Source organism: Flavobacterium potami, assembly GCF_020026915.1.
In the GTDB taxonomy this organism is placed as follows: Bacteria; Bacteroidota; Bacteroidia; order Flavobacteriales; family Flavobacteriaceae; genus Flavobacterium; species Flavobacterium potami.
In genome coordinates this window covers 286,743-313,006 of record NZ_JAINUY010000005.1, presented here as the reverse complement: position 1 = coordinate 313,006, position 26,264 = coordinate 286,743, and the positions used below count along the sequence as shown (strand labels likewise).

Sequence of the window (26,264 nt, the reverse complement as noted above, 5' to 3'; positions counted from 1 at the left end):
TTTTTTACTCATTTTAAATTTGTGAAAATTTGTGCAATTTGTGGCTAAAAAACCTTCGCGCGCTTTGCGTAAACCTTTGCGTCTTTGCGGTTAAATTTTTTCTAATAAAACAATTCCAAATTCGCTGTCAATAATCACTTTTCCATCAACAACTTCTGTTACTTGATTAGAAAAACCATCTCGTAATTTAGTTCCGTTTTCGAAAAGAGAATATACAGAAAGTTCTTTACGCCCTTCAGGTAAATCTAAGCCGATTAATACTTTGTCTGTAAACGATCCTTTAGAATAGGTTCTTGAAAACAAATATGGATTACTGCTTAATTGTTTATGAACTCCCGCACCAACCGCAGGATGATTTCTTCTAAACTGACCTAATTTTTGCCAGTGTGAAAGCATGAATTTTGTATCATCATTGTTTTGAATATCGTCCCAATTCATGTTCGAACGTAAGGTTGCATCACCTTGAGTTCCTTCAACAACCAAAGATCGGTTCGATTCGTCTCCGTAATAAACTTGTGACATTCCAGGTGAAAGCAAGAGTTTTGTTCCTGCTTCGAAACCTTTTACACGATTGGCATCAAAAGGTTGTCCGTCGTCGTGCGAAGACATATAATTAAGAACAGAATATCCTTTTAATTCATTATTTAAATGATTCGAATATTTCGAGAATAAAGTTTCATAATCGCTTTGACCTGCATTCCATTTAAATTCAAAATTGATCATGCTGTTGAAACCATTTTGGAAATAATTGACTTTTCGATCTCCAAAATCATAATCCTGTCCACCGCTAATTCCGTAACCGTAAACTTCTGCAATGGTGTAAAACGGATTCTGATCTAAAACCTGCATTGGATGGTGTTTTTTCCAAGTTTCAAAAGCGTAATCACATTCTTTTTTGAAATCGGCCCAAACGCCTTCTTCGGTGTGTTTTACAGTGTCGGCGCGGTAACCGTCAATTCCGAATTCTAGAATATAATCGGTCAACCATTTTATAATGTAATATTTCGGACTTCTTGGATAACCTGTTCTTTTAAAGAATTCGTCTAATGAAGCAACTTCTTTTTCGTAACGGCCTTCTTTCTTCCATTTTTCTATTAAAAAAGGAGGCAATTCTACATTTTGAGTGCTTTCGGTTTTTACATCAGGAAGATTTTCAACCAAAGTACACATTGTAGTATTTTCGAAAGATTTGTAATCGCAGACAACGCCAGTTCGAACCCAGTCAGAAGGCCAAACAGGATCTTCTGGAGTTACTGGTCCTGTATGATTAATTACACCATCCAGAACTATTCTGATTCCTTTTTCGTGTGCTATTTTTACCAAATTGGCTAAATCTTCTTTTGTTCCGAAGTTAGGATCTAAAGCCGTCCAATCTTTCGCCCAATAACCGTGAAAACCATAACTAAGCCCCGTTCCTTCGTCAACGCCATCATGAATTTGTTCTACAATCGGCGTAAGCCAAATGGCATTGATTCCTAATTTTTCAAAATATCCTGATTCAATTTTTTTTGTGATTCCGATGATGTCTCCGCCTTCAAATCCACGTAGTTTTCCGGGCGTTTTGGTTCGGTTGAAATTTAAATCGTTTGATTTGTCACCGTTGTAAAAACGGTCTGTAAGTAAAAAATAAACATTTGCTCCTTCCCAAACGAAAGGTGTTTTCGAAGTATTGTTGTTATTCATTGTAACTGATTTTGAGCCAGAACAACCCGTAATTATGAATACTAAAGATAAAAAAAGGAAAGTGTATTTTTTCATAACATATCTATAAATTTCCGCCACGAATTCACGAATTATTTTTTTGACAATCTTTGAGGATAAAAATTCGTGAATTCGTGGCGGAAAAAATTAAAAATATTTTTATTCCAATTCTAAAATCAGAGCTGATTTTGGTTCTAGTGTGATTTCAGAAGCTAAATCGAATGTTTTTCCTGTGATAGCATCTTTTCCTGATTTGAAGTTTTTGATGCTTTCTTTGAAACGGTTTGTTTTTACAACTTGTTCTTTTGCATTGTTATTGAAAACAACCATAACAGTTTTAGCATCTGTATATCTGAAATATACATAAGTATTGTTTTCAGGAATATAATGCGTCATTTTTCCGAAATGAACGGCTTCGTTTGTTTTTCTCCAAGTGAATAATTTTGAACTGAAATCAAAAAACGCAGCTTGTTCCGCAGTTCTTCCTTCTTTTGTAAAAGCATTGTTTTTGTCGCCAGCCCATCCGCCTGGGAAATCCTGACGAATATCGGCATCTCCGCCTTTGCCTTTATCACCGCCCATTCCAATTTCTGAACCGTAATAGATTTGCGGAATTCCACGAACTGTAGCTAGTAAAGTCATTGCCAGTTTGTATTTTGGTAAATCGTATTTGAACTTTTCGTTCATACGATCGGTGTCGTGATTTTCGGTGAAAACCAAAATATTATTGGTATTTGGATATAGAAAATCCATTGCAAAATTGTTATAGAATTTAATCAATCCATTGTCCCAAGTTGGTTCATTTTCGTTGAAAGCAGAAGTGATCTGACTTTGAAGCGTAAAATCCATTACAGATGGAAGGTTTGAATTGTAGTTTTCAATAGCTCCCACTTTACTGTCTTTTTGCCAAAAAGCTAAATTCGCCTGATTGTGCATCCAGATTTCACCTACAATATTGAAATTAGGATATTCAGTTGTAATCGCTTTTGCCCAATTTGCCATTGCCGTTTTATCTGAATAGTTATAAGTATCTACACGGAAACCATCTAGATTGGCATATTCAATCCACCAAATGGCGTTTTGAGTTAAGTATTTTGCAACAAGTGGATTTCTTAAATTTAAATCCGGCATTGAAGGTACGAACCAGCCGTCAACACAAACTTCCTGATCGATTTTTGAAGCGTGAATATCTGTAATTACTTCACGTCTATGATGTGTTTGTGTAAAGTTTTCGAATTGATTGAACCAAGTTTTCGTTGGAATATCTTTCATCATCCAGTGTGTAATTCCCCAGTGATTAGTAACATAATCCATAACTAGTTTCATGTCTTTTTTATGCATTTCATTAGAAAGACGAACATAATCTTCATTCGTTCCGTAACGCGGGTCAATTCTGTAAACATCAGATTGTCCGTAAGTATGGTACGAATGCTGTTTGTCGTTGTCTTCGCATAAAGGCGTGCTCCAGATTGTAGTCGCGCCAAGAGCCGAAATATAATCTAAGTTTTTGATGATTCCTTCGATATCTCCACCGTGACGTCCGCTAGGATCTTGACGGTTTGCTTTTTCAGTTAAAGAAGCATCGCTGTCGTTTTTAGGGTTTCCGTTTGCAAAACGATCTGGCATGATTAAGTAAATCAAATCAGAGGCATCGTAGCTTTTTCTGTCGGCAGAATTCGCTCTTCTTTCTTTAAGCGTATATTTTTGTTTAAAAGCAACTTTGTTATTGTTTTTGAAAGAGAAAACCAATTCAGAAGCTTTTACATCTTTCGTATCGATGGTTACGAAAAGATAGTTTGGATTTTCTGTTTTTTCGACATTTTTAATCGCAACATTGTTAGAAACCGAAGCTTCGTATTGCGAAATGTTTTTTCCGTAGAACATAATTTGCAGTTCCGAATTTTTCATTCCTGCGTACCAGAAAGGCGGCTCTACTTTTTGGATTTGTGCTTTCGCGGAAGCAGAAAACAACAAAACCAAAAGGGCTAATTTATAGATAAGTGATGTTTTTTGGTTTTTCATAGTTTGTATTTTTATGAATGTGTAATAAAATCAAGGTTTGACTTTATTTGATTTTTTCTGTTTGAGCATCCATTTGTAGATTTCAGGTTTTGTTTCGTATAAATACTGAATTTCATGACCTTCACTTTCCAAACGGGTAAACTTGAAATTTTTATTGCTTTCGCATGATTCCAAGCCTTTTACAATTCTTTCGGTTTCTGTGATTGGAATTTTATCATCGGCAGTTCCGTGAAAAGTCCAAACAGGGATTTTACTCAAATTGCATACTCTTGTTGTATCGCTGTCGTTAATTCCACCACAAAGTGGCACTATTGCAGCAAATTTGTCTGGAAAATCCATCGCAACAATAAATGTTCCATATCCTCCCATGCTAACTCCTGTTAGATAAATTCGGTCTGTATCGATTCTATATTTCGAATTTAATTCGGCATAAAGCGATTCAAACCAATTCTCAGTCGACCAGTATTTATTATCCGGACATTGCGGAGAAGCTATTATAAAATCGAAATTCTGACCTTTTTCTACTAAATAGGGAAGACCGTAGATTTTCAGTTTATTCAGATCGTTTCCTTTTTGCGAACCGCCATGCAAATAAATTACTAGCGGATATTTTTTGGTTCCTTTCGCATAATCTTTCGGCAAATACAAAAGATAATCATAAGATACTTTTGTTTTGGTTTGCGAATAGGCATTAAAACCAAAAAGAACAAAAAGAAAAATGAAGAAATTAAGTTTGAAGCTCATATTAATTTATCTAAAGATGAAGAAAATAGTTCTCTCAAATTTAACTTCTTAATTTGATTTGATAGTAAAAAGACAAGTAATTATGGGGGAAAATTACTTGTCTTTTAGAAAATTACTTCTTTTCAATAATGCTAATCGCATAACCTCCTCCTGGAGCAGAAAACTGAGATAATTTTGATTTATTAGTTACAGCAATTTTCTTGATAGTATAAGCCTGCGGATTTGTTTTGTAATGCGCATCTTTTGCATCAGCATAAATTGTTGCGGTGTATTTTTTACCTTTTTCAAGGAAACTGAAATCGATGTTTGATGTACGAGCAGTTTCTCCGTTTACATTTCCAACGAACCAGTTGTTTGTTCCTTTCGCTTTACGAGCAACAGTGATAAAATCTCCAGGCTCAGCCTCGATATATTTACTTTCTGACCAATCTACAGCCACATCTTTAATAAATTGGAAAGCATCTGGAAAACGGTTGTAGTTTTCTGGAGTATCAGCAGCCATTTGTAACGGGCTGTACATTGTAACATATAAAGCCAATTGGTTACAGATTGTACTGTTTACATGCGATTTGTTATCAGGATTCATTTTGCTGATATCCATTTCGAAGATTCCAGGCGTATAATCCATTGGTCCACCGATTAATCTTGTGAAAGGTAAAACCGTTACGTGATTTGGTTTAGAACCACCAAAAGCTTGGTATTCTGTTCCTCTTGCTGCTTCGTTTCCAATTAAGTTAGGATACGTTCTTGCGATTCCAGTTGGACGAACAGCCTCGTGAGCATTTACCATAATTTTGTAATCAGCTGCTTTTTCGATTGCATATTGGTAGTGGTTTACAATCCATTGGCTGTAGTGGTTTTCACCTCTTGGCAAAATATCACCTACGTAACCACTTTTTACAGCATCGTATCCGTTATCGTTCATGAATTTGTAAGCAGCATCCATGTGGCGTTCGTAGTTACGCACAGAACCAGAAGTTTCGTGGTGCATAATGATTTTTACACCTTTAGATTTAGCATATTCGTGAAGACCTTTTACGTCAAAATCTGGATAAGGAGTCAAGAAATCAAAAACATAATCTTTAGAATGTCCGAACCAGTCTTCCCAGCCTTCGTTCCATCCTTCAACTAAAACAGCGTCGAAACCATTTGCCGCTGCGAAGTCAATGTATTTTTTTACGTTAGCATTGTTAGCTCCGTGCGTTCCGTTTGGTTTTGCTTTCGCGAAATCGGTAACGCCCAATTGAACTGTTGGATAATCGTTAGTGTATGACCAAGAGCTTTTTCCTGTAATCATTTCCCACCAAACACCAATATATTTAACTGGTTTAATCCAAGAAGTGTTCTCAATTTTTGATGGATCATTTAAGTTATAAGTCATTTTTGATGAAAGAATTTCTCTTGCATCATCGCTTACGATAATCGTTCTCCAAGGCGAATGATTTGGCGCTTGCATATGACCTTTGTCTCCTTTTGCATCTGGCGTTAACCAAGATTCAAAAACTAAGTTTTTATCATCTAAGTTCAAGTGCATACAAGAATAATCAATCAAAGCCGCTTCGTGCAAGTTGATGTAGATTCCGTCAGCTGTTTTTAACATCAAAGAAGTCTGAACTCCTGTTGGAGAAAAAGATTTTTGAGAAACATTTGCTGTGTATGCTTTTTGAGATAAACCTCTAATTTCAGATAATTTAGATTTTGTATAATCGTATTCCTGAGTATCGTAATCTCCAGGAATCCAGAAAGCTGTGTGATCTCCAGTCATGGCAAATTGAGATCTTTCTTCTTTGATTACAAAGTAAGTAAGATTCTTTTGCGCTGGGAATTCGTAACGAAAACCTAAACCATCATCAAACAAACGAAAACGGATTACGATTTGTCTGTCTGTGCTTTTTTGGTTTAAAGTTACAGCTAACTCATTATAGTGATTTCTGATGTGATCTACTTCTCCCCAAACTGGTTTCCAAGTTTCGTCAAAAGTTGAGGTTTTAGTGTCAGCAATTGTAAAGTCGTTCAACAAAGATTTTTTATCATCTTTAAGTTCAAGACCTAATTTACTGGTTTTTACAACTTCTTTGTTTTTGTATTTTAAGTTGTAAGTTGGAGTTCCATCGCTTTGAAGCGAAAATTCCATTACGAACTTGCCTTCGGGAGATTTTAATTGCTGCGCATTAGCAATCGTGCTAACGGCAAACAAAACCAAACTTGCGAAAAATAAGTTTTTCATGTTTTTTAGATTTTAGAGTATTGTAATTTAATTTATTTGAGCGAATTTACTTATTGTTTGTGGTTTTCCATTCACTACAATTGTTAAATCCTGATCGCCATCTACAGTAAAAGTTGTTTCGTTGTGATTTACAGTAACTTTCAAAATTTGGTTTCTGAAATTGATCTTAAACGAATAACCTTCCCATTCTTTTGGGATTTTTGGTGAGAAATGAAGCTGGTCATTTTTAACACGCATTCCTCCAAAGCCTTCCACGATACTCATCCATGTACCGGCCATTGACGTGATATGACAACCTTCTTCAACCTCTTTATTATAATCATCCAAATCCAAACGAGAAGTTCTTAAATAAAATGTATATGCCATGTCCATTTTATCTAAAGCTGCAGCCTGAATCGAGTGTACGCAAGGCGAAAGCGAACTTTCGTGAACCGTAAATGATTCGTAAAACTCGAAATTGCGTTTTAATTCTTCTTTCGAAAAATGATCTTCGAAGAAATAAAAACCTTGTAAAACGTCTGCCTGTTTGATGTATGGCGAACGCAACACGCGATCCCAAGACCATTTTTGGTTAATTGGACGCTGTGATTTATCTAAATCTTTTACAGGAACTAAATCTTTGTCTAAGAAACCATCTTGCTGTAAATAAATTCCAAGTTCTTCAGAAACTGGGAAATACATATCATCTGCCACTTTTTTCCATTCCTGAATTTCATTCGCCGAAAGGCTAACTTTTTCCATTACTCTTTTGTGATCTGCAGGATATTCTGAAGCCACTTTTTCGATTTGTTCCGAAGCAAAATCAATACACCATTTTGCAATGTAATTCGTGTAGAAGTTATTGTTGATGTTGTTTTCGTATTCGTTTGGACCAGTAACTCCAAGAATTACATATTGGTTTTTATCTTTAGAAAAAGAAGCTCTCTGATGCCAGAAACGCGCAATTCCGATTAAAACTTCTAAGCCTTTTTCCGGAATATAAGAGTAATCTCCCGTGTAGCGGTAATAGTTGTAAATCGCAAAAGCAATCGCTCCATTTCTGTGGATTTCTTCGTGTGTGATTTCCCATTCGTTGTGACATTCTTCACCATTCATGGTAACCATCGGATATAAAGCTGCACCGTTTTTGAAACCTAAATTGTCTTTCGCGTTTTCAATCGCTTTGTCCAATTGATTATAACGATACGTCAATAAATTTCTCGCAACCTGCTGATCTTTTGTAGCCATGTAAAACGGAATACAATACGCCTCAGTGTCCCAATAAGTAGATCCGCCGTATTTTTCTCCAGTAAATCCTTTCGGACCAATGTTTAATCGGCTGTCTTTTCCTGAATATGTTTGGTTCAATTGAAAAATATTGAAACGAATTCCTTGCTGTGCCTTAACATCACCTTCAATCGTGATATCTGACATTTCCCAAACTTTTGCCCAAGCATCGATTTGGTTTTGAAGTAATTTTTCGTATCCTAGCGCCACAGCAGATTTGATTACTTTTTCTGCTCCAGCCAAAGTATTTTCATGGTTTAAAGAAACTGTATAACCTCCAATTTTTTGGATTGTTGAGGTTTGTCCTTTTGCGATAATTGTCCCGTAAGTGTACTGAACTTTATCTGTTGTTGAGTCGATTGTTGATGGAGAAACATTGATGTTTTCGCCATTTGCCAAAATCGTATTGTGCATGAAAGTCGTAACTTTAAAATGCGTTTTGAAAGTTTGAGCCGTTACAAAAGCTTCGTTTGTCCCTTTTTTAACTTCAAGAGGCTCCCAGAATTTTTCTTCCCAGTTTGCATCTTCATTGGTTACACCAGCGTCGATATACGGTTTGTAAACGATTTTTGCATCTTTATTTAAAGGTGTAATATCGTATTTGATCACTCCAGCTTCGTCTAAATCTAAAGAAAGAAAACGACGGATATTTACCGAGATTTCAGTTCCGTTTTTAAGAACTGCTTCAAAAGAACGGTTGTACCATCCTTCTTTCATATTCAATTCTCTACGGAAATTTCTAACTTCGGTACAATTGTGTAAATCAAGGTTTTCTTCGTTGATTTCAATATCAATTCCAATCCAGTTTGGAGCATTTAAAACTTTGGCAAAATACTTCGGATAACCGTTTTTCCACCAGCCCACTTTTGTTTTGTCTGGATAATAAATACCTGCAATGTAACTTCCTTGGAAAGTTTCTCCAGAATATTTCTCTTCAAAATTCGCACGCTGTCCCATAGCACCGTTCCCGATACTAAAAAGACTTTCAGACGATTTTACTCTTTCGACATCAAATCCTTCTTCTATTATGGACCAATTGTCTGGTTTTATATAATCTTGATTCATCTCTTAAATTAGATAATGTGGCAATTAGGGTAATTAGATAATGTGGCAATTTGATAATTAGATAATTATCTGTTGGACGCTATTTTTTACCTTTTGAATTGCTTGGTGTTTTACATTTTTTTTTGTGATACAATTTGTTGAGTGGTAATTAAATTATTCTCATTTTTAGGAATTATCTAATTATCAAATTTTCTCATTGACTAATTAAGTCGTTAATAAAGCCTGGTGTGATTTGGGTAAAATCCTTAAAAATATGATCAGCTTCATGTAAAATTGTTTCCTCACCAATTCCAACACTTACCATTTCTGCAATATTTGCTGCCTGAATTCCGGCAACAGAATCTTCAAATACAATTGAATTTTTTGGATCAATGTTTAATAATTGAGCCGCTTTTAAGAAAACTTCAGGATCTGGTTTTGCATTGGTAACGTCATTTCCGTCAACAATAACATCGAAATACGAAATGATTCCTGTTTTTTCTAAAATTGGTCTTGCATTTTTGCTGGCAGAACCCAATGCAATTCCTTGATTTTTCTCTTTTAAAAGTTGAAGAATTTTAAAAACTCCTGGAAGAATCTCACTTTCGTCCATGTCAACTAAATAAGATAAATAATCTTCATTTTTTTGAATCAGCCATTTGTCTTTGTCTTCTTGCGAAGCTTGAACATTGCCTAATCCAAGTATAATATCTAGAGAACGAACGCGGCTCACGCCTTTTAAAAGTTCGTTGTCTTCGTGTGTAAAGTTTATATTTAATGACTGAGCGATTTTTTGCCACGCCAAAAAGTGGTATTTAGCGGTGTCAACTATTACGCCGTCAAGGTCGAATATAAATGCCTTTTTCATCTTAGGGGAAATTATTCTTAATTATGATTTTTGAGTAAAGTCGTCGACATCTTTTACTTTAGAAACTAAAGCAGCAGCAATTAAAAAGCTGACACCGCTTGTAACTAAAGCATAAATAGCATCTCCGTTGTAAAGATATTTTACAATTGGACCTCCAATTAAAGCATTTACAATCTGAGGAATAACAACAAAGAAGTTGAAGATTCCCATATAAACACCCATTTTTTTAGGAGTTATAGATCCTGCAAGAATAGCGTATGGCATTGCTAAAATACTAGCCCACGCAATTCCGATTAAAATCATCGGTAATACAACCCAATTTTCATCTGGCATGAAGTAAATTGAGATTAAACCAATTCCTCCGATAACTAGTGAAAGGGAATGAGTTGCTTTTCGGCCAATTTTTTTAGCGATGTAGGGTAAGAAAAACAAAGCGACAATAGCAGAAACTAAGTTGTAAACACCAAATAGAATTCCGACCCAGTCTCCAGCATCTTGATATTGCTGGCTTGACGTGTCACTTAATGGTAATCCGTAAATATGGTGCGCAATGGCTGGCGTTGTAAAAACCCACATTCCGAATAATCCGAACCAAGAAAAAAATTGCACCCAGCTAAGCTGACGCATTGTGGTTGGCATTTTTGCAAAATCGGTAAAGATGTCTGTAATTTTTGATTTTTCCTCAGAATCAGAAATCACGTCATTTTGTGGATCTTCAAATTTTGCCAGTTCTTCTGGCGAGTATTCTTTTGTTGTAAACAGCGTTACTAAGATTGAACCAATTAAAACTGCTGCGCCAATGATAAAAGACATCGTTAGATTTAAAGGTACACTTCCTGGAACAGTGCTGTTTGGTACACCAAAATATTTAGTTAAAATGTATGGTAACGCTGAACCAATAACGGCTCCAAAACCAATTAAAGAAGTTTGAATACTAAATCCTGCAGTACGCTGATCTGTTCTTAAATTGTCACCAACCAAAGCTCTGAAAGGCTCCATTGCAATGTTGAAAGAAGCATCCATAATCATTAACATTCCAGCTCCAACCCATAAAGCTGGTAGTACAGAAATGAAAATATTAGCTTGAGGCATTAAAATTAATCCCACAGAAGCTAGAACGGCTCCCACTAAAAAGAAAGGTTTTCGTCTGCCGAATCTTCCCCAGGTTTTATCGCTGTAATGACCAATAATTGGTTGCACTATTAATCCCATTAAAGGAGCAATAATCCAGAACCACGAAAGTTCATGTACGTCGGCACCAAAAATTTGAAGAATTCTGCTGGCATTTGCATTCTGAAGTGCAAACCCCATTTGTATTCCTAAGAAACCGAAACTCATGTTCCAAATTTCCCAGAAACTTAATTTACGCTTTTCCATTATCGTAATTCTGAAAATTAAACGATAAGCGCTTTGCTTATCAAAACTTACTGTTTTTTCGAAGTAAAAGTAAAAGCCTTGACGGGCGTAAAAGTATAAATTATTTTTTTATTTATGCTAATAAAAAAGCCATAAAAAATTTTTATGGCTTTAGAATGTGTTGATTTTAAGAAATTTAGTCAGTAGATTCTCTTTTTATGAGATGAGTTTCGATTACTTCTGTCGTGTAGTTTTCATTTTCTTCTTCATCATCTTCGTGTTCGGCTTCCAGTCTTTCAATAAGCATTTTAGCTGCTTTATTACCCATTTTTTCACCGCTTTGACTTACTGTCGTGATACTTGGAGTGGAATATTTTGAAATAATTCCATCAGTAAAAGCAATAACAGCTAGATCTTGAGGAACTTTTAATCCCATTTTTGAAGCAGTTTTGATAATCGTAACAGCAAAAAGTTCATTTACAGCAAAAACAGCATCAAAAGCTCTGGCGTGTAAAAGTTCAGAAATCGTGATTTCGCAAGTATCAACATCCTCAATTTTGATGATTAAATCTTCATTGAAAGGAATTCCGTTGTCTAAGAGTGCTTTTTCGTAACCGTCAGTTCTTAATTTTCCAACGCTTACATAATCTACAGTTGTGACTAAGGCAATTTTTTTTCGTCCACTGTCAATTAAACTTTGAACAGCTTCATAAGCCGCAGATTTATCATCAATAATAACTTTATCGCATAATATATCGTTTGTAACACGGTCAAACATGACAACTGGCATTCCCTGGTTGATTACTTCTGTAATATGGTGGAAGTCACCTTTGTACTGAGTTTCTTTAGAAAGAGACATGATAAAACCGTCAATACTTCCGTTGGCCAACATCTCCATATTTAAAACTTCTTTATCAAAAGAATCATCGGATAAACAGATCACAACGCTATAGCCGTGTTCATTCGCTACTTGTTCAATTCCGTTGATTACAGTAGAGAAAAAATAATGTACAATTTCCGGAATGATAATACCAATACTTTTGGTTTTTCGATTTTTTAAACTAAGAGCAATATTGTTCGGTTTGTAGTTGTAAAATTTTGCAAAAGCCTGAACTTTTTCTCTGGTTTCTTCGCCAATTTCGAGACTGTTTCGTAATGATTTTGAGACAGTTGAAATGGATACGTCAAGTTCCTTTGCTATCTGTTTTAGGGTTATTTTACGTTTCATTGGGTTAATTGAAAAAAATCTAATTAATAATAAAGGTATCTGAAATTTTTATAATTGACAATTTTCATACGAAAAGATTACAAAAAATAGAAAGTTTTCAACACTACCACGTTTTCGTAAAGCAATAAAAATTGTGTCTGGTCGAGCATGTTAATAAATTCATAATTTTGAAATTCGAAGTAAAATTAAAAACTTAACTAACGTTCACAAACTCAAACTAATTTAAACAAAAAGTATGAAAACAATTTACAAAAAGTTGTTATTTTTATTCCTTCTGCTTCCGTTTACTGTGTTAGCTCAAAACACTTTAAGTGGAACAGTAACTGATCATGCCACAGGTCAGCCAATTCCAGGAGTAAATGTAAATGTACAAGGTGCTACAACAGGTACCTCTACTGATTTTGATGGTAAATTTCAGTTGCCTAATCTGAAAAATGGAGACAAGATTTTGGTTTCATTTATTGGGTACAAAACATCGACTATTGTATTTAATGGTCAAAAAAACTTAGCCGTATCTTTAGAAGAGGACACTAATCAATTGCAGGAAGTAGTTGTTCAGGTAGGTTATGGTACTGTTAAGAAAAAAGACGCAACAGGATCTGTTTCTCAAATTTCAGCAAAAGAATTTAACAAAGGTATTAACGTAACTCCGGAAAGTTTAATCGGTGGACGTATTGCTGGTGTTAATGTTGTTGGAGGAGGAGCTCCAGGAGCAAAAGCAGATATTAGAATTCGTGGAGGATCTTCATTAAGTGCCTCAAACGATCCATTGATTATTTTAGACGGACTTCCTTTAAGTAACGCTGTTCCAAGTGGTGCTACAAGTATTTTGTCTACAATTGATCCTAATGATATTGAGTCATTTACAGTTCTTAAAGATGCTTCTGCAGCTGCAATTTACGGTTCTCGTGCAGCAAATGGGGTAATCGTAATTACGACTAAAAAAGGTACTAAAGGTGGAGTGAAGGTTAATTTCAGCTCTCAGGTAGGTGTTAATACAGTTGCTAATACAGTTGACGTTTTAAGCGCAGACCAATTCCGTAATTTTGTAAACACAAAAGGAACCGATGCTCAAAAAGCATTAATGGGAACTGCTAATACAAACTGGCAAGACGAAATCTTCCATACAGCCCTTACAACCAACAATAATATCTCTGTAAGCGGTGCTTTATTTAATAAATTACCTGTACGTTTATCTGTTGGAAATGTTGATAATCCTGGAATCTTAAGAAATACTTCTTTTGAAAGAACTACGACATCGATATCGTTAAACCCAGTATTATTTGACAATCACTTAAAAATTGATATTAGCGGAAACTTATCTTTCAATAAAAATCAATTTCAAGATGAAAACGCTGTTATTGGTTCAGCAATTAGTTTTGATCCTACACAATCTCCTTACCAAGCAGGTTCTCGTTATGGAGGTTACTTCGAATGGTTAGAGCCAAACGGAAACTTAGCATTATTACCAGCTAAAAACCCGCTTGCAAGATTAAATCAAGAAGATAAAAGATCAAAATCTACTAGAAAATGGGGTAACATTAGTTTAGATTATAAATTTCACTTCTTTGAAGATTTAAGATTTGTTGCTGAAGCTGGTATCGATAGATTTGATAGTAGCGGATACAATAGACAAAGTACAGAAAGTGCTTTAGGATATCAGCCAAATCCTTTCAGTTCTGGGAACTATGTGAATTTAGGTAACTATGATACTTATACTGACGATCTTCAAAATAAAAATTTAAATGCTTATTTTGTTTATAGCAAAAGTTTAGGAAAACTTAAATTAGATGCTACAGCAGGATACAACTATCAGTTGTTCCAAAAAGAAAAATACCAATCGGGAGCTCTTACACAGCCAGCTGCTAGTAGAAATGAAGACGTTATTACTGATCCGGATATCAATTTACAATCTTATTTTGGTCGTTTGAATTTAGGTTGGGACAGTAGATATCTATTGACTTTAAACTATAGAAGAGATGGAACTTCACGTTTTTCTGAAGAAAACAGATGGGGTAACTTTATGGGAGGTGCTTTTGCATGGAATCTTGCTGAAGAGGCTTTCTTAAAAGATAATGCTACGCTTTCTACTTTAAAATTAAGAATTGGTTACGGAACTACAGGTCAGCAAGATATTTCTGCTCAGTATGACTATTTAAGAAGAGTTACACTTGGTACTGTTAACACTCAATATGTGTTTAATGGTGTTGTTTACAGAACTGCTAGACCAGAGGGATACAACCAAAATATCAAATGGGAAGAGTTAGCAGAGATGAACATTGGTCTTGATTTCGGATTCTTAAAAGATAGAATTACAGGTTCTATTAACTATTTTGATAAAAAATCATCTGATTTATTGGCTGATGTATTGGTTCCAGATGGAGCTAACTTAAGAAATCAAGGTTTTAATAATATTGGAGATTTAAGAACAAAAGGTCTTGAATTTAGTTTACAATCTGATATTGTTAAAAATGATAACTTAACTTGGAACGTTGCAGTTAATGCTACTTACTTAGATCAGAAAATTGAAAGTTTAGGTCAAACTGTTGAAGGTTTTCAAGGTTATGAAGTAGGAGATAACATTCAAGGAGGAAATGGAAACAAAGTCCTAATTAACACAGTTGGTTCTGCTCCAAATTCATTCTTTGTATACGAGCAATTGTATGATGCTAATAAAAAACCTATTGCAGGTGCTTATGTAGACAGAAACGGAGATGGTAAAATTGATGCTAATGACCGTTACAAATACAAAAAACCAACTGCAGATTATACATTCGGTTTATTCTCAACTTTAAACTACAAAAAGTTTGATTTTACAATGAACTGGAGAGCAAGTTTAGGAAATTACATTTTCGATAACGTAAACTCTAACTTAGGATATTCTGATGCTGGTTTAAGAAGACAAACAGATTTGTCTAACGTAAGTTCAGATTACTTAAACACTGGATTTACTTTTGAAGATAACGGAACACAACGTTATTTATCTAATTATTATGTAAAAGATGCTTCTTTCATCAAATTAGATAACGTAACTCTTGGGTATACTTTAGATAAATCTGTATTAAAAGATGTTTCTTTAAGATTCTCTGCAGGTGTTCAGAACGTTTTTGTACTTACAAAATATGATGGGTTAGATCCGGAGAAATTCAACGGAATTGATGGTAACGTTTATCCAAGAGCAAGAACATTCTTGTTTGGAGTAAATGCAAGTTTCTAATAGTACATTGAAAAACAAAATTAAAAACATACAAAATGAAAATATCATTTAAATATATTTCTTATTTCTTCCTATTTATTTTAGGAATAAGTATGACGCTTACTTCGTGTACTGACGATTTAAACGTGACGCCAAAAGATGACGATGAATTTTTATCGGAAACTTTTTTCGAGGATCCAGCTTCTTACAAACAGGTTTTAGCAAAATTATATGCTGGTTTATATGTAGGAGGTAATGATGGTGACGGGCAAGCAGATATTGCTGGTCTAAGCGGGGATTTCAGTAGTTATTTACGTTTGCTTTTTGTAACTCAGGAATTTACAACAGATGAAGCAATTATTGCTTGGGCTGATGGAACTTTACCAACTTTAAACACGCAAACTTGGTCTCCTCAAAATGAGTTTTTATATGGAACTTATTCAAGAGCATTTTACCATATCAGTTTAGCAAATGAGTTTTTAAGACAAACAACAGATGAAAAACTTGATGCAAGAGGAGTTGATGCAAGTCTAAAAGCTGAAATTGCAACTTTTAGAGCAGAAGCTCGTTTCTTAAGAGCTTATTCGTATGTGAATTTAATGGATTTATTTGGTAACGTGCCAATTACTACAGAAGCAGATCCGGTTGGATTCTTTTATCCAGTTCAAAAATCAAGAGCAGAAGTTTTTGCTTTTGTAGAATCTGAATTGAAAGATTTAGATAATAGTTTAGCTAATGCAAGATCAAATGAATACGGTAGAGTTGATAAAGTAGCTGCTAAATTTTTATTAGCTCAAATTTATCTAAATTCTAAAGTTTATACTGGAACAGAAAGAAATAATGAAGTAGGTACATTATGTACTGAAATCATTAACTCAGGATATACTTTTGCAAACATACCTTATGCTAATTTGTTCTCAGCAGATAACGATAAAAACGGTGCGCAAAATGAATTTATTTTCCCAATCGTAAGTGATGGAAATGCTATCAGAGCGACTGGTGGAGGAATGAGTTTTATTCTTCACGCTTCTATTGGAGGAAGCATGGATGCTGCTTCAAGAGGAATGGACGGAGGATGGCAAGGTATCAGAACTCGTAAAGAGTTTGTGGCTCTTTTCCCTGATGCAACAGCAACTGGAGATAAAAGAGGAACTTTCTACACTGATGGACAAGCTTTGGATATTACAAACGTATCAACATTTACAGATGGTTACGCTGTAACAAAATACATCAACAAAAAAGCTGATGGTTCGCCAGCGCAAAGAACTGACATTCCTGATACAGATTTTCCAGTTTTCCGTGTATCTGATGCTTATTTAATGTATGCAGAAGCAGCAGTTAGAGGTGCAAGCACTGCAAACACAGCAACTGCAGTAAATTACATTAACCAACTTAGAACAAGAGCGCAAGCAGCTACTATATCTGCAGCAAATTTAAATCTTGATTTTATCTTGGCAGAAAGAGGAAGAGAATTGTTCTGGGAATGTCATAGAAGAACAGATTTGATTCGTTTTGGAAAATTCACAGGAGGAAGCAAAATTTGGCAGTGGAAAGGTGGAACAATGAATGGAGTAGCAACAGAATCATATAGAGATTTAATGCCTATTCCGGCTAAAACGATCCAGGCTAATCCGACATTGAAGCAAAATCCAGGATACTAATATCTAATAGAACTGTAAAATGAAAAATATATATAAAATTTTAATCGCATTTATTGGTGTATTGGCGGTGTCGTGTAATGCAGACGCTGTAGATGAAAGACCAATTCTTAATGTTGGTACGGCTCCTGAAATTACTGCGCCAGCGACAGGGCAAGCATATGTCCTGGATGTTGAAAAAGCTGCAGAAGAAGTTGTTAAATTTACTTGGTCACCTGCGGGTTATTCAACACCTGTAGCAGTAAAGTATAATTTGCTGATTGATAAAAAAGGTGGTGATTTTAAAGATGCAAAAACATTGCAGACTACAACAAACAGTATTACTGAGGTTTCTGTTCTTACAAGAGAATTGAATCAGGCAGCAATCGATCTTGGAGGACAGCCAGAAGTAGCTGCTCAATATGATGTAAAGATTACTGCAAATGTTTCTGGAGCATTTTCTCAAGTATCTAAAGGTTTAATTAGTATTACAGTTACGCCGTATCTTGGAAAAGTTAAATATGAATTTACAGACTGGTACTTAATTGGTGCTGCTGTAGCTGGAGGATGGGACAATAATGTTGATACCAAACATCAGCCAATGTTCAGAGACGGTAAAGATGATACAAAATATAAATTTGTAGGGTATTTCAAAGCAGGTAACTTTAAGCTAATATCTGTAAAAGGAAGCTGGGATTCTCAATTAGGGAAAGCAGATGACAGTTCGATTGAAATTAAAAACAATGCGGGCGAATTTACAATTCCGGCAGATGGATATTATAATTTCCAGTTTAATACCAAAACTTTAAAATATACTTTGGTGCCTTACACAGATGCTGCGGCAATAGCAAAATTATATGATACTGTTGGTGTTATAGGAAGCAGTACTCCTGGAGGCTGGGATGCTTCGACTGCATTAGATAAATCTACTTTTGACAAACATGCATGGTCATTAGGTGCAACAAACTTAAATGATGGAGAAGCGAAATTCAGAGCTAATAATGCATGGGATGTTTCATGGGGTGGAACTACTGCTTTTTCTGGTGGTGGAACTGGCGATAACATACCAGTAGCAAAATCTAAATACGCAATTTATTTTAATGATTTAGACGGAAGTTATTTGATGATTCCTAATCAATAAAAACTTCAGTTAATAACTGAAAAAGGGCTATCTCCAGATAGCCCTTTTTTAATCAGACTAACTAACCACAAAAACCACGATCATTATGAAAAAAATTTTACTATCAATATTTTTATTGATGGCAGTAACTGCTTTTGCCCAAGTACAAACAGTTACTTATTCAATAAATCCGGCAACATTTGAAGATACTACACCCATAACAATTACAATTAATGGAAGTAGTGTTAATGAGACTTCATGGGGAATTACAACTACTCATGCCTTATATCTTTGGTCATGGTCTTATGATGTAAACGATATCAATCAAGCAGATAGTCCATCAAACGGATCTTGGACGGCATCAAATGAGGCTGCAAAATTTACTTATAATGCAGGAACAGATACGTACACTAAAACAATTACGCCATCTACTTATTTTAATAGAAATGGAATTGGCCGAATAGGTTTTCTTGTAAAAACAAAAGACGGAACGGGAGATAAAAAATCACAGGACATTACAGTTGAAGTGGGGTCTTTTCAGGCTTTGTTAACATCGCCTGTAGAAAATAGTACTTCAATTATTGCTTCTGGTGCAAGTTTTAGTATCACTGCAACAAATACAAATGGGGCGGCAAGTTATACTCTAGAAGCAAACGGTACAACTATTAATACGAATACAAGCACTTCAAGTTATTCTTATTCGCATACTAATATCACAGCGAATCAAAGTTATGAATTGACGATTACGCAAGGTACTACTTCAATTTCTAAGAAATTTTCGGTAGTTGTAAATCCGAATACAGTTTCCCAAGCAATGCCGACGGGCTTAGTTGATGGAATAAATTATAATGCTTCAGATTTTACAAAAGCAACTTTAGTTTTGGATGCTCCGCTAAAAGATTTTGTTTATGTTGCCGGAAGTTTTAACAATTGGCAACCGACATCTGCTCATGCGATGAAAAAAGATCCAACTTCAGGTAAATTTTGGTTGGAATTAACAGGATTGGTTTCGGGAGTAAATAATACGTATCAATATTGGGTTGTAGTCAATACACCAATTGCTAATTCTCCAAAAATGGTTAAAACGGCAGATCCCTATTCTACATTAGTACTTTCTCCGTATGATGATCCATTTATTCCTGCTTCAAAATATCCAAATATGCCTGCTTATCCCGCAGGACAAAATTTTGAGGTTACCGTTTTAAAAACAGGGCAGACTCCTTATAACTGGCAGGTGACTAATTTTGTAAAACCTGAAAAAGAGAAATTAGTTGTTTATGAACTTTTAGTTCGTGATTTTGATGCTGACAAAAGTTATCAGAGCTTGATTAACAGAATAGATTACTTTAAGAATCTCAAAATTAATGCAATCGAATTAATGCCTGTAATGGAATTTGAGGGTAATGAAAGTTGGGGGTATAATACTTCATTTCACATGGCTTTAGATAAATTCTACGGTACTTCAGATAAATTAAAAGAATTCATCGATTTATGCCACCAAAATGGGATTGCGGTTATTTTAGATGTTGCTTTAAATCATGCTTTTGGAAGAAATCCAATGGTAAGAATGTGGATGAATGATCCTGACGGTGATGGTTTTGGATCGCCAACAGCTGAAAATCCATATTTTAATACGGTTGCAAAACATACTTATAGTGTTGGAGAAGATTTTAATCATCAGTCAACAAGAACTCAGAATTATGTGAATCGTGTTGTTAAACAATGGATTGAAGAATACAAAATTGACGGATTCCGTTGGGATTTAACAAAAGGATTTACACAGGCTTGTACTGCTTCAGACGAAAGTTGTACAAATGGCTATCAGCAAGACCGAGTTGATATCTTGAAAAAATATGCAGATTATTCATGGAGTTTGGACCCAACTTATTATACCATTTTTGAACATTTAGGTACAGATGCTGAAGAAAAAGAATGGGCAAATTACAGAATTGCAGAAACTCCAAGTAAAGGAGTTATCATGTGGGGAAAAATGACAGGTCCTTACAACGAATTGTCAATGGGGTATAGTGCAGATATTTCTCGAATGTCAAGCTCAAGTAGAGGTTTTACAGCGAATCGTTTAATGGGATATGCTGAAAGTCATGATGAAGAACGTTTAATGTATAAAAACGTACAATACGGAGCTACAAACGGAACCTATAATGTAAAAGATTTAAATACTGCACTATCGAGAATGTCTGCAATTGGAGCCGTTTCTTTATTGGTTCCTGGACCAAAAATGATTTGGCATTTTGGCGAATTAGGTATGGATGATTCTATTTTCACTTGCAATAATGGTACTGTGAATGATGAATCTGGAACGCTTCAGGGGGATTGTAAATTAGATACAAAGCCGCAACCACAATGGACAGAAAATTGGCTTGGTGATTCTAATAGAAACAAGATTTATAATGATTGGGCAAAAATGATTACACTTAAAACTGTTGAGCCCGTATTTTTAGGAGCTGCTACAATTACAAATGCCAATTCAAAAACGGTAAATATCAAGATTACAAATAGTAATTTGACTTCAGCTCAATTAAAAGATGTTGTGATTCTGGCAAACTTTGACATTGTAGCTCAAAACATGGTTCCTGGGTTTCAATACACAGGTTCTTGGTATAATTTGATGGATAATTCGACAATTAATGTTGTAGATGTAAATGCTCCGGTCAGCCTTGCTCCAGGGGAGTATAGAATTTATGGTAATAAACAAGCGAATTTAGCTATTGAAGATTTTGAAAAAGGAAACACTGTAAGTCTCTATCCAAATCCAGTTTCGAATTATTTCACTTTAAATTTTCAAGCTTCCAAAGTCCAGATTTATTCTTTGACGGGACAATTGGTAAAAACATATAATACAAACGGAAATGCAGATTTTCAATTCTCAGTTAGTGATTTAACTTCTGGATTGTATCTCGTAAAAACGGTGGATGAAAATAATAAAGTTCAAGTAGTGAAGTTTATTAAAAATTAGGTTAGGTTAGTAATGAAAAAGGGCTGTCTGGAAACGGACAGCCTTTTTTTTGTTTTTTGATTTGGGGGTATTTTTATTTACTTCTTTTTGTTACTGTACTCTCCAATTAATGAGTAATAACCAAAAGTTCCTAATCCCATAATAATAAGTGGTGTTAAAATGAAAAGAATAATTACACCAAATACCAAATCATCCTGTTGATCTGAAAGAAGCTTTGGTAAACCAAATTCAAATACACAGAAATAAGCAGCTGCAGCTGCCAGACCAATCCATAACGCCCCTAAAACTTGTTTAATCGTATTCATTTTTTAAATTTTAAAGGTGAGTAATTTTGTTTTTGTTATCAATATAAATCATTCCGATTACAAAGCAGATTCCTGCAATAATAATAGGATACCATAAGCCATCCAAGTAAAAATCTGTTTTTCCGTTTGCTTTAGCATGCGTCACGAAGTAAGTTGAAATTGCTGGAAGTAAACCTCCAAAAATTCCATTTCCTACGTGATACGGAAGTGACATCGAAGTGTATCTAATTTTAGTTGGAAACATTTCGACTAAAAATGCTGCAATTGGACCATAAACCATAGTTACAAAGATTACCTGAATAAAAACTAAGAAAATTAAAGTCCATTTATCGCTTGAATTAATAGTTACAGAAATGCTGCTTTGCACTTCTTTTTCATTCATGTACGTTTTTTTCTCCAATGCGGTTGTACCGTCGGTGTATTTTTTTTCAATTATTTTTAAGGAACTTCCATCGCCTTTATTTTCAGTAGTTTCTTTAGGCGATTCGGCAATTTCAGTTTTGTTTTTAATGTTCGTCGTTTCGTACATTAACTTATATATAGGTCTATAGGATAAAATGGCAATTAACATTCCGAACATCATGATGTATTTACGGCCAATTTTGTCGCTCAACCATCCGAAGAAAATAAAAAAAGGAGTTCCAATTAAGAGTGCAATTCCAAGTAATTCATCGACTTGAGAAGAATCGACATTCATAACGGTTTTCATAAAACTCATGGCGTAGAATTGTCCGGTATACCAAACAACACCTTGCCCCATTGTGGCTCCAAATAAAGCTAGTAAAACAAATTTCAAATTGTATCTGTTTCCAAAGCTCTCCTTTAACGGATTTGTACTTGTTGTTCCTTCTTTTTTTGCTTTTGCAAATACGGGAGATTCATCCATGTTTTTGCGAATCAGATAAGAAACACCAACCATTACCACAGAAACCCAAAACGGAACACGCCATCCCCATAAATCGAAATCTTCTGCAGAAAGAACACTTTTAGTGGCAAGAATAACCATTAAAGAAATAAACAAACCAACTGTAGCAGTAGTCTGAATCCAAGAAGTCCAATAACCTTTCTCTCCAACCGGTGCATGTTCTGCAACATAGGTAGCGGCTCCACCATATTCGCCTCCTAATGCAAGTCCTTGTAGCAAGCGTAAAATCAAAACTAATAATGGCGCCAAAAAACCAATAGTTTCATAACTCGGAATACATCCAATTAAAAAAGTAGAACCTCCCATTAATAATAAGGTAGCCATAAAAGTATATTTACGACCAATAATGTCTCCAAGTCTTCCGAAAAACAAAGCACCAAAAGGACGTACCACAAACCCGGCAGCAAAAGTGGCTAAAGTAGATAAGAATGCAGCGGTGGGATTATCGCTTGGAAAGAATTTAGTAGAAATAACAACGGCTAAACTGCCAAAAATATAAAAGTCATACCATTCGATCATGGTGCCCATAGAAGAGGCTGAAATTACTTTCCAAATGCCCTTAGTAGAAGTTTTGCTCATAAAACCGCTTTGAGATCTTGTTAATAATTGAAACTTAAAATTATAGTTTTACGAATATAGAAGATATTTTTTTATTCAGTTAATACTTTTTTAACAAAAACTATTTATTTGTTGACTTTTTTAAATTTGTGTTTTTGAGAAGTTCAAAGTTCTTGAAATGTACTTTATATTTGAAATATTCTATTTATTTAATTATATGAAGCATTTTTTTGTGCTATTTCTTTGTATGACGTTTGCGATTGGTCAAGGTCAAGAAAAAGTTTCTGACGAGAAGAAATGTGAGGCAGTTTTGACACCTTCAGAAATTCTTCAATGGCAGTATATTGGTTTTATGAAAGATTCTATTTTTTATAAAAGTCAATTTGCAAATTTCACTAAAGTTAAAAATGGAATATTACTGTGTAATTGGCAAGAAGGCAGCGGAAGTAATAGATTTTCTATTGTTGATTTTGATAATGGTTTTAATGCTTCACTAAAAACAGAACAACTTATTGAAGAGATTGACTTTTCTGAAGGGGATAAAAAGAAGCTCAAGTTTATTTTTGAAATTTTAGAAAAAGCAAGTTATTATCAGCGGTGTAGTAGGGTTCATGGTCATAGTACTTTATATATATTGGTTGTAAGATGTAATAATGAAATGAAAGTTCAATATTATTGGCCTTTTACTCATCCGTATGAGATAAAAACAACTGATGCTAATGTCAATTCAATTCAGGAGATCTTTCATATAATGGAGTATAATTATTATAAGAGTAAAACCGTAAAGAACACAAAGAAAAAAACGCAAAGTTCGCAAGCTTATTAAAAAACTTTGCGAACCTTGCGTAAATCTTTGCGCTCTTTGCGGTTAAAAAAAAACAGGAAAGTATAAAAAACAAAAAACCCGAATATTGCTATTCGGGTTTTGTGGTACCTCCAGGGATCGAACCAGGGACACATGGATTTTCAGTCCATTGCTCTACCATCTGAGCTAAGGTACCGTGCTTGTTTGTTGCGGGTGCAAATATATAATCATTTTTGGTTTGAGCAAAACATTTTTTAGAAAAAATCAATTCGTATCTTCGCAAAAGCAAAAAAAATAAATATGATTTTAACAGTTGATGTTGGAAATACTCGAATTAAAGCTGCTGTCTTTGAGGAAAGTACTGTGGTTGAAAATTTTGTTTTTGAGAAAATTGAGCTTGAAAAAAAAATTGAAAAAATTTTAAAAAAATTTCCAAATTGCTCTGATTTGGTAGTAGCATCAGTAGGAAGTGTCGAAAAACAATCTTTTTTAGCTTTCGAAAAACAGTTAAAAGTTCATTTTTTTACTCATGAAGACGTATTTCCTTTCCATAATAAATACGCAACACAAAAAACTTTAGGAATAGACCGAATGATTTTGGCAGGAGGAGCAACATTGCAATTTCCAAAACAAAACCGTTTGGTAATAGATGCTGGAACTTGTATAACCTACGATTTCATCGACGAAAATGATAATTATTTGGGCGGAGCAATTTCTCCGGGCCTTCGTTTGCGATATGAATCTCTTCATAATTTCACGGCCAGACTGCCGTTACTTACTTTAGAAGCTCCCGATAATTATGTAGGAAACTCAACTCCACAGGCCATACATTCTGGAGTTGTCAATGGTTTCGTCTATGAGATTGACGGTTTTATCGATGAATATCGCAAGGAGTTTTCAAATTTTATCATAATTTTAACGGGAGGCGATGCAGAATTTTTGGCTAAACGATTAAAAAATACCATATTTGCCAATTCAAATTTCCTTCTGGAGAGTTTGAACCAAACATATCAATATAAAATCGACAATGATTAAAAAAGTAATAATAAGCGCTTGTTTGCTTATATCGTTCGTTTCATTCGCTCAGCAAGGTACTGCTTCGCCATATTCTTTTTTCGGAATTGGTGATATAAGATTCAAAGGAACCCTTGAAAACAGATCTATGGCTGGTGTTGCGGTCGAGCAGGATTCGATACATTTAAATATAGAAAACCCTGCAAGTTATGCAAGTTTGATGCAGACTACTTTTACAGTTGGAGGAACTTTTGCTACTTCTAATTTGAAAACAAGTACGCAATCTGAAAAAGCACAACGTACTACTTTTGATTATCTGGCTTTAGGAATTCCGATGGGTAAATTTGGAGCTTCTTTTGGTTTAATACCAGTATCGTCGGTTGGATATAAAATTTTGAACAATAATCCAGATACAGAAGGTGCTTTGAATTCGCAATTTGACGGAAAAGGTGGTGTGAATAAAGTATATTTCGGATTAGGATACAAAATTACAAAAGGCTGGAACATTGGAGCTGACGCACAATACAATTTTGGAAAAATTACAACTACTACCGTAGAAGGAATTACTGGAGTTCAAAATAGTACTGCAGAAGTAAATACAGCAGAATTGTCTGGAATGGCTTTCAGCATTGGAACAATGTATCAGAAAAAAATATACAAAAAAACGAGTGTTTTTTCTAGTTTAAGTTACACATTTGGTAGTAGTTTAAATGCAGATAACACAAGGGTAATTTCTGTACAGGGAGATCCGGATCCTTATGTGCAACCGGTAGATTCAAAAACATTAAAACTTCCAAATAAATTAAGTATTGGTTTAGGAATTGGTGAGGCAAGAAAATGGCTTGTTGGAGCAAATATGACTTTTCAAGGAGACGGAGACTTAAGAAATTATTATAACACTGCTGAAAATGTAAGTTATGAAAGCTACTCTAAATATGCAGTAGGAGGTTACTACCTTCCTAATTATAACTCTTTTACGAGTTATATGAGCAGAATTACGTATAGAGCCGGTTTGAAATACGAAAAAATTGGTTTGATTGTTAATAATGAATCAATTAAGGATATAGGAATGACAATCGGTGCTGGAGTTCCAATACCAGGATCTTTTTCAAATGTGAATTTTGGAATTGAATTTGGTAAAAGAGGTACAGTTTCTTCTAATTTGGTACAAGAAAATTACGTTAATTTTAGTGTGAGTTTCTCTTTCAACGACAGATGGTTTGTGAAGAGTAAATTCCAATAAACATAAATTTTACTTTTTCTAAGCTCAT

17 protein-coding genes and 1 tRNA gene are annotated in these 26,264 nt (G+C 34.7%); 7 read left to right on the top strand and 11 right to left on the bottom strand.

The window, feature by feature from the left end; genetic code table 11:
- Window positions 1-90: 90 nt before the first annotated feature.
- The 8 genes from K6T82_RS16185 to K6T82_RS16150 form a co-directional block, all read right to left on the bottom strand.
- On the bottom strand, window positions 91-1,758 hold the full coding sequence (locus K6T82_RS16185) for an alpha-amylase family glycosyl hydrolase (protein WP_223707605.1): 1,668 nt from the start codon (window positions 1,756-1,758) through the stop codon (window positions 91-93).
- 102 nt (window positions 1,759-1,860) lie between these two features.
- Entirely contained in the window at window positions 1,861-3,723 is a 1,863-nt protein-coding gene (locus K6T82_RS16180; protein ID WP_223707603.1) for a glycoside hydrolase family 13 protein, read from the bottom strand.
- Between the two features lie 30 nt (window positions 3,724-3,753).
- On the bottom strand, window positions 3,754-4,467 hold the full coding sequence (locus tag K6T82_RS16175; RefSeq protein ID WP_223707601.1) for a carboxylesterase family protein: 714 nt from the start codon (window positions 4,465-4,467) through the stop codon (window positions 3,754-3,756).
- A gap of 112 nt (window positions 4,468-4,579) precedes the next feature.
- On the bottom strand, window positions 4,580-6,694 hold the full coding sequence (locus K6T82_RS16170; protein WP_223707599.1) for a glycoside hydrolase family 97 protein: 2,115 nt from the start codon (window positions 6,692-6,694) through the stop codon (window positions 4,580-4,582).
- Window positions 6,695-6,721: 27 nt separating this feature from the next.
- A complete protein-coding gene (locus tag K6T82_RS16165; protein WP_223707597.1) occupies window positions 6,722-9,025 on the bottom strand; it encodes a glycoside hydrolase family 65 protein in 2,304 nt (767 codons plus the stop codon).
- Window positions 9,026-9,218: 193 nt separating this feature from the next.
- Window positions 9,219-9,872 carry a beta-phosphoglucomutase gene (gene pgmB, locus K6T82_RS16160; protein WP_223707595.1) on the bottom strand — a complete coding sequence of 218 codons (654 nt, stop codon included), beginning with the start codon at window positions 9,870-9,872 and terminating at the stop codon, window positions 9,219-9,221.
- A gap of 21 nt (window positions 9,873-9,893) precedes the next feature.
- A complete protein-coding gene (locus K6T82_RS16155; RefSeq protein WP_223707593.1) occupies window positions 9,894-11,249 on the bottom strand; it encodes an MFS transporter in 1,356 nt (451 codons plus the stop codon).
- A gap of 175 nt (window positions 11,250-11,424) precedes the next feature.
- Complete coding sequence (locus K6T82_RS16150) at window positions 11,425-12,456, bottom strand: LacI family DNA-binding transcriptional regulator (RefSeq protein WP_223707591.1); 1,032 nt, start codon at window positions 12,454-12,456, stop codon at window positions 11,425-11,427.
- A gap of 235 nt (window positions 12,457-12,691) precedes the next feature.
- Here K6T82_RS16150 and K6T82_RS16145 point away from each other — a divergent pair, with 235 nt between their 5' ends.
- The 4 genes from K6T82_RS16145 (at window position 12,692) to K6T82_RS16130 (ending at window position 21,386) form a co-directional block, all read left to right on the top strand.
- Complete coding sequence (locus K6T82_RS16145; protein WP_223707589.1) at window positions 12,692-15,673, top strand: SusC/RagA family TonB-linked outer membrane protein; 2,982 nt, start codon at window positions 12,692-12,694, stop codon at window positions 15,671-15,673.
- A 35-nt stretch (window positions 15,674-15,708) separates the two neighbouring features.
- Entirely contained in the window at window positions 15,709-17,313 is a 1,605-nt protein-coding gene (locus K6T82_RS16140) for a RagB/SusD family nutrient uptake outer membrane protein (RefSeq protein ID WP_223707587.1), read from the top strand.
- Between the two features lie 19 nt (window positions 17,314-17,332).
- Window positions 17,333-18,430 carry a SusE domain-containing protein gene (locus tag K6T82_RS16135; RefSeq protein ID WP_223707585.1) on the top strand — a complete coding sequence of 366 codons (1,098 nt, stop codon included), beginning with the start codon at window positions 17,333-17,335 and terminating at the stop codon, window positions 18,428-18,430.
- Between the two features lie 85 nt (window positions 18,431-18,515).
- On the top strand, window positions 18,516-21,386 hold the full coding sequence (locus K6T82_RS16130) for an alpha-amylase family glycosyl hydrolase (protein ID WP_223707583.1): 2,871 nt from the start codon (window positions 18,516-18,518) through the stop codon (window positions 21,384-21,386).
- A gap of 77 nt (window positions 21,387-21,463) precedes the next feature.
- Here the strand turns inward: K6T82_RS16130 and K6T82_RS16125 are convergent, their stop codons facing one another.
- Together K6T82_RS16125 and K6T82_RS16120 are read right to left on the bottom strand one after the other, a co-directional pair.
- Entirely contained in the window at window positions 21,464-21,691 is a 228-nt protein-coding gene (locus K6T82_RS16125; RefSeq protein ID WP_223707581.1) for a DUF6814 family protein, read from the bottom strand.
- A gap of 10 nt (window positions 21,692-21,701) precedes the next feature.
- Entirely contained in the window at window positions 21,702-23,195 is a 1,494-nt protein-coding gene (locus tag K6T82_RS16120; RefSeq protein WP_223707579.1) for an MFS transporter, read from the bottom strand.
- Between the two features lie 196 nt (window positions 23,196-23,391).
- On the opposite strand from K6T82_RS16120, the gene K6T82_RS16115 reads away from it, so the two are divergent.
- The gene (locus K6T82_RS16115; protein WP_223707577.1) at window positions 23,392-24,000 is read left to right on the top strand and encodes a hypothetical protein; all 609 of its coding nucleotides are present in this window, start codon (window positions 23,392-23,394) and stop codon (window positions 23,998-24,000) included.
- 102 nt (window positions 24,001-24,102) lie between these two features.
- On the opposite strand, the gene K6T82_RS16110 is transcribed toward K6T82_RS16115, so the two are convergent.
- A tRNA-Phe gene (locus tag K6T82_RS16110) sits at window positions 24,103-24,175 on the bottom strand.
- Between the two features lie 104 nt (window positions 24,176-24,279).
- On the opposite strand from K6T82_RS16110, the gene K6T82_RS16105 reads away from it, so the two are divergent.
- Complete coding sequence (locus tag K6T82_RS16105) at window positions 24,280-25,014, top strand: type III pantothenate kinase (protein ID WP_223707575.1); 735 nt, start codon at window positions 24,280-24,282, stop codon at window positions 25,012-25,014.
- Window positions 25,007-26,236, top strand: a complete 1,230-nt coding sequence (gene bamG, locus K6T82_RS16100) for a BamG family beta-barrel-assembly machinery protein (protein WP_223707573.1) — start codon at window positions 25,007-25,009, stop codon at window positions 26,234-26,236. Before K6T82_RS16105 ends, bamG begins: the two co-directional genes overlap by 8 nt.
- The last annotated feature ends 28 nt before the right edge of the window (window positions 26,237-26,264 follow it).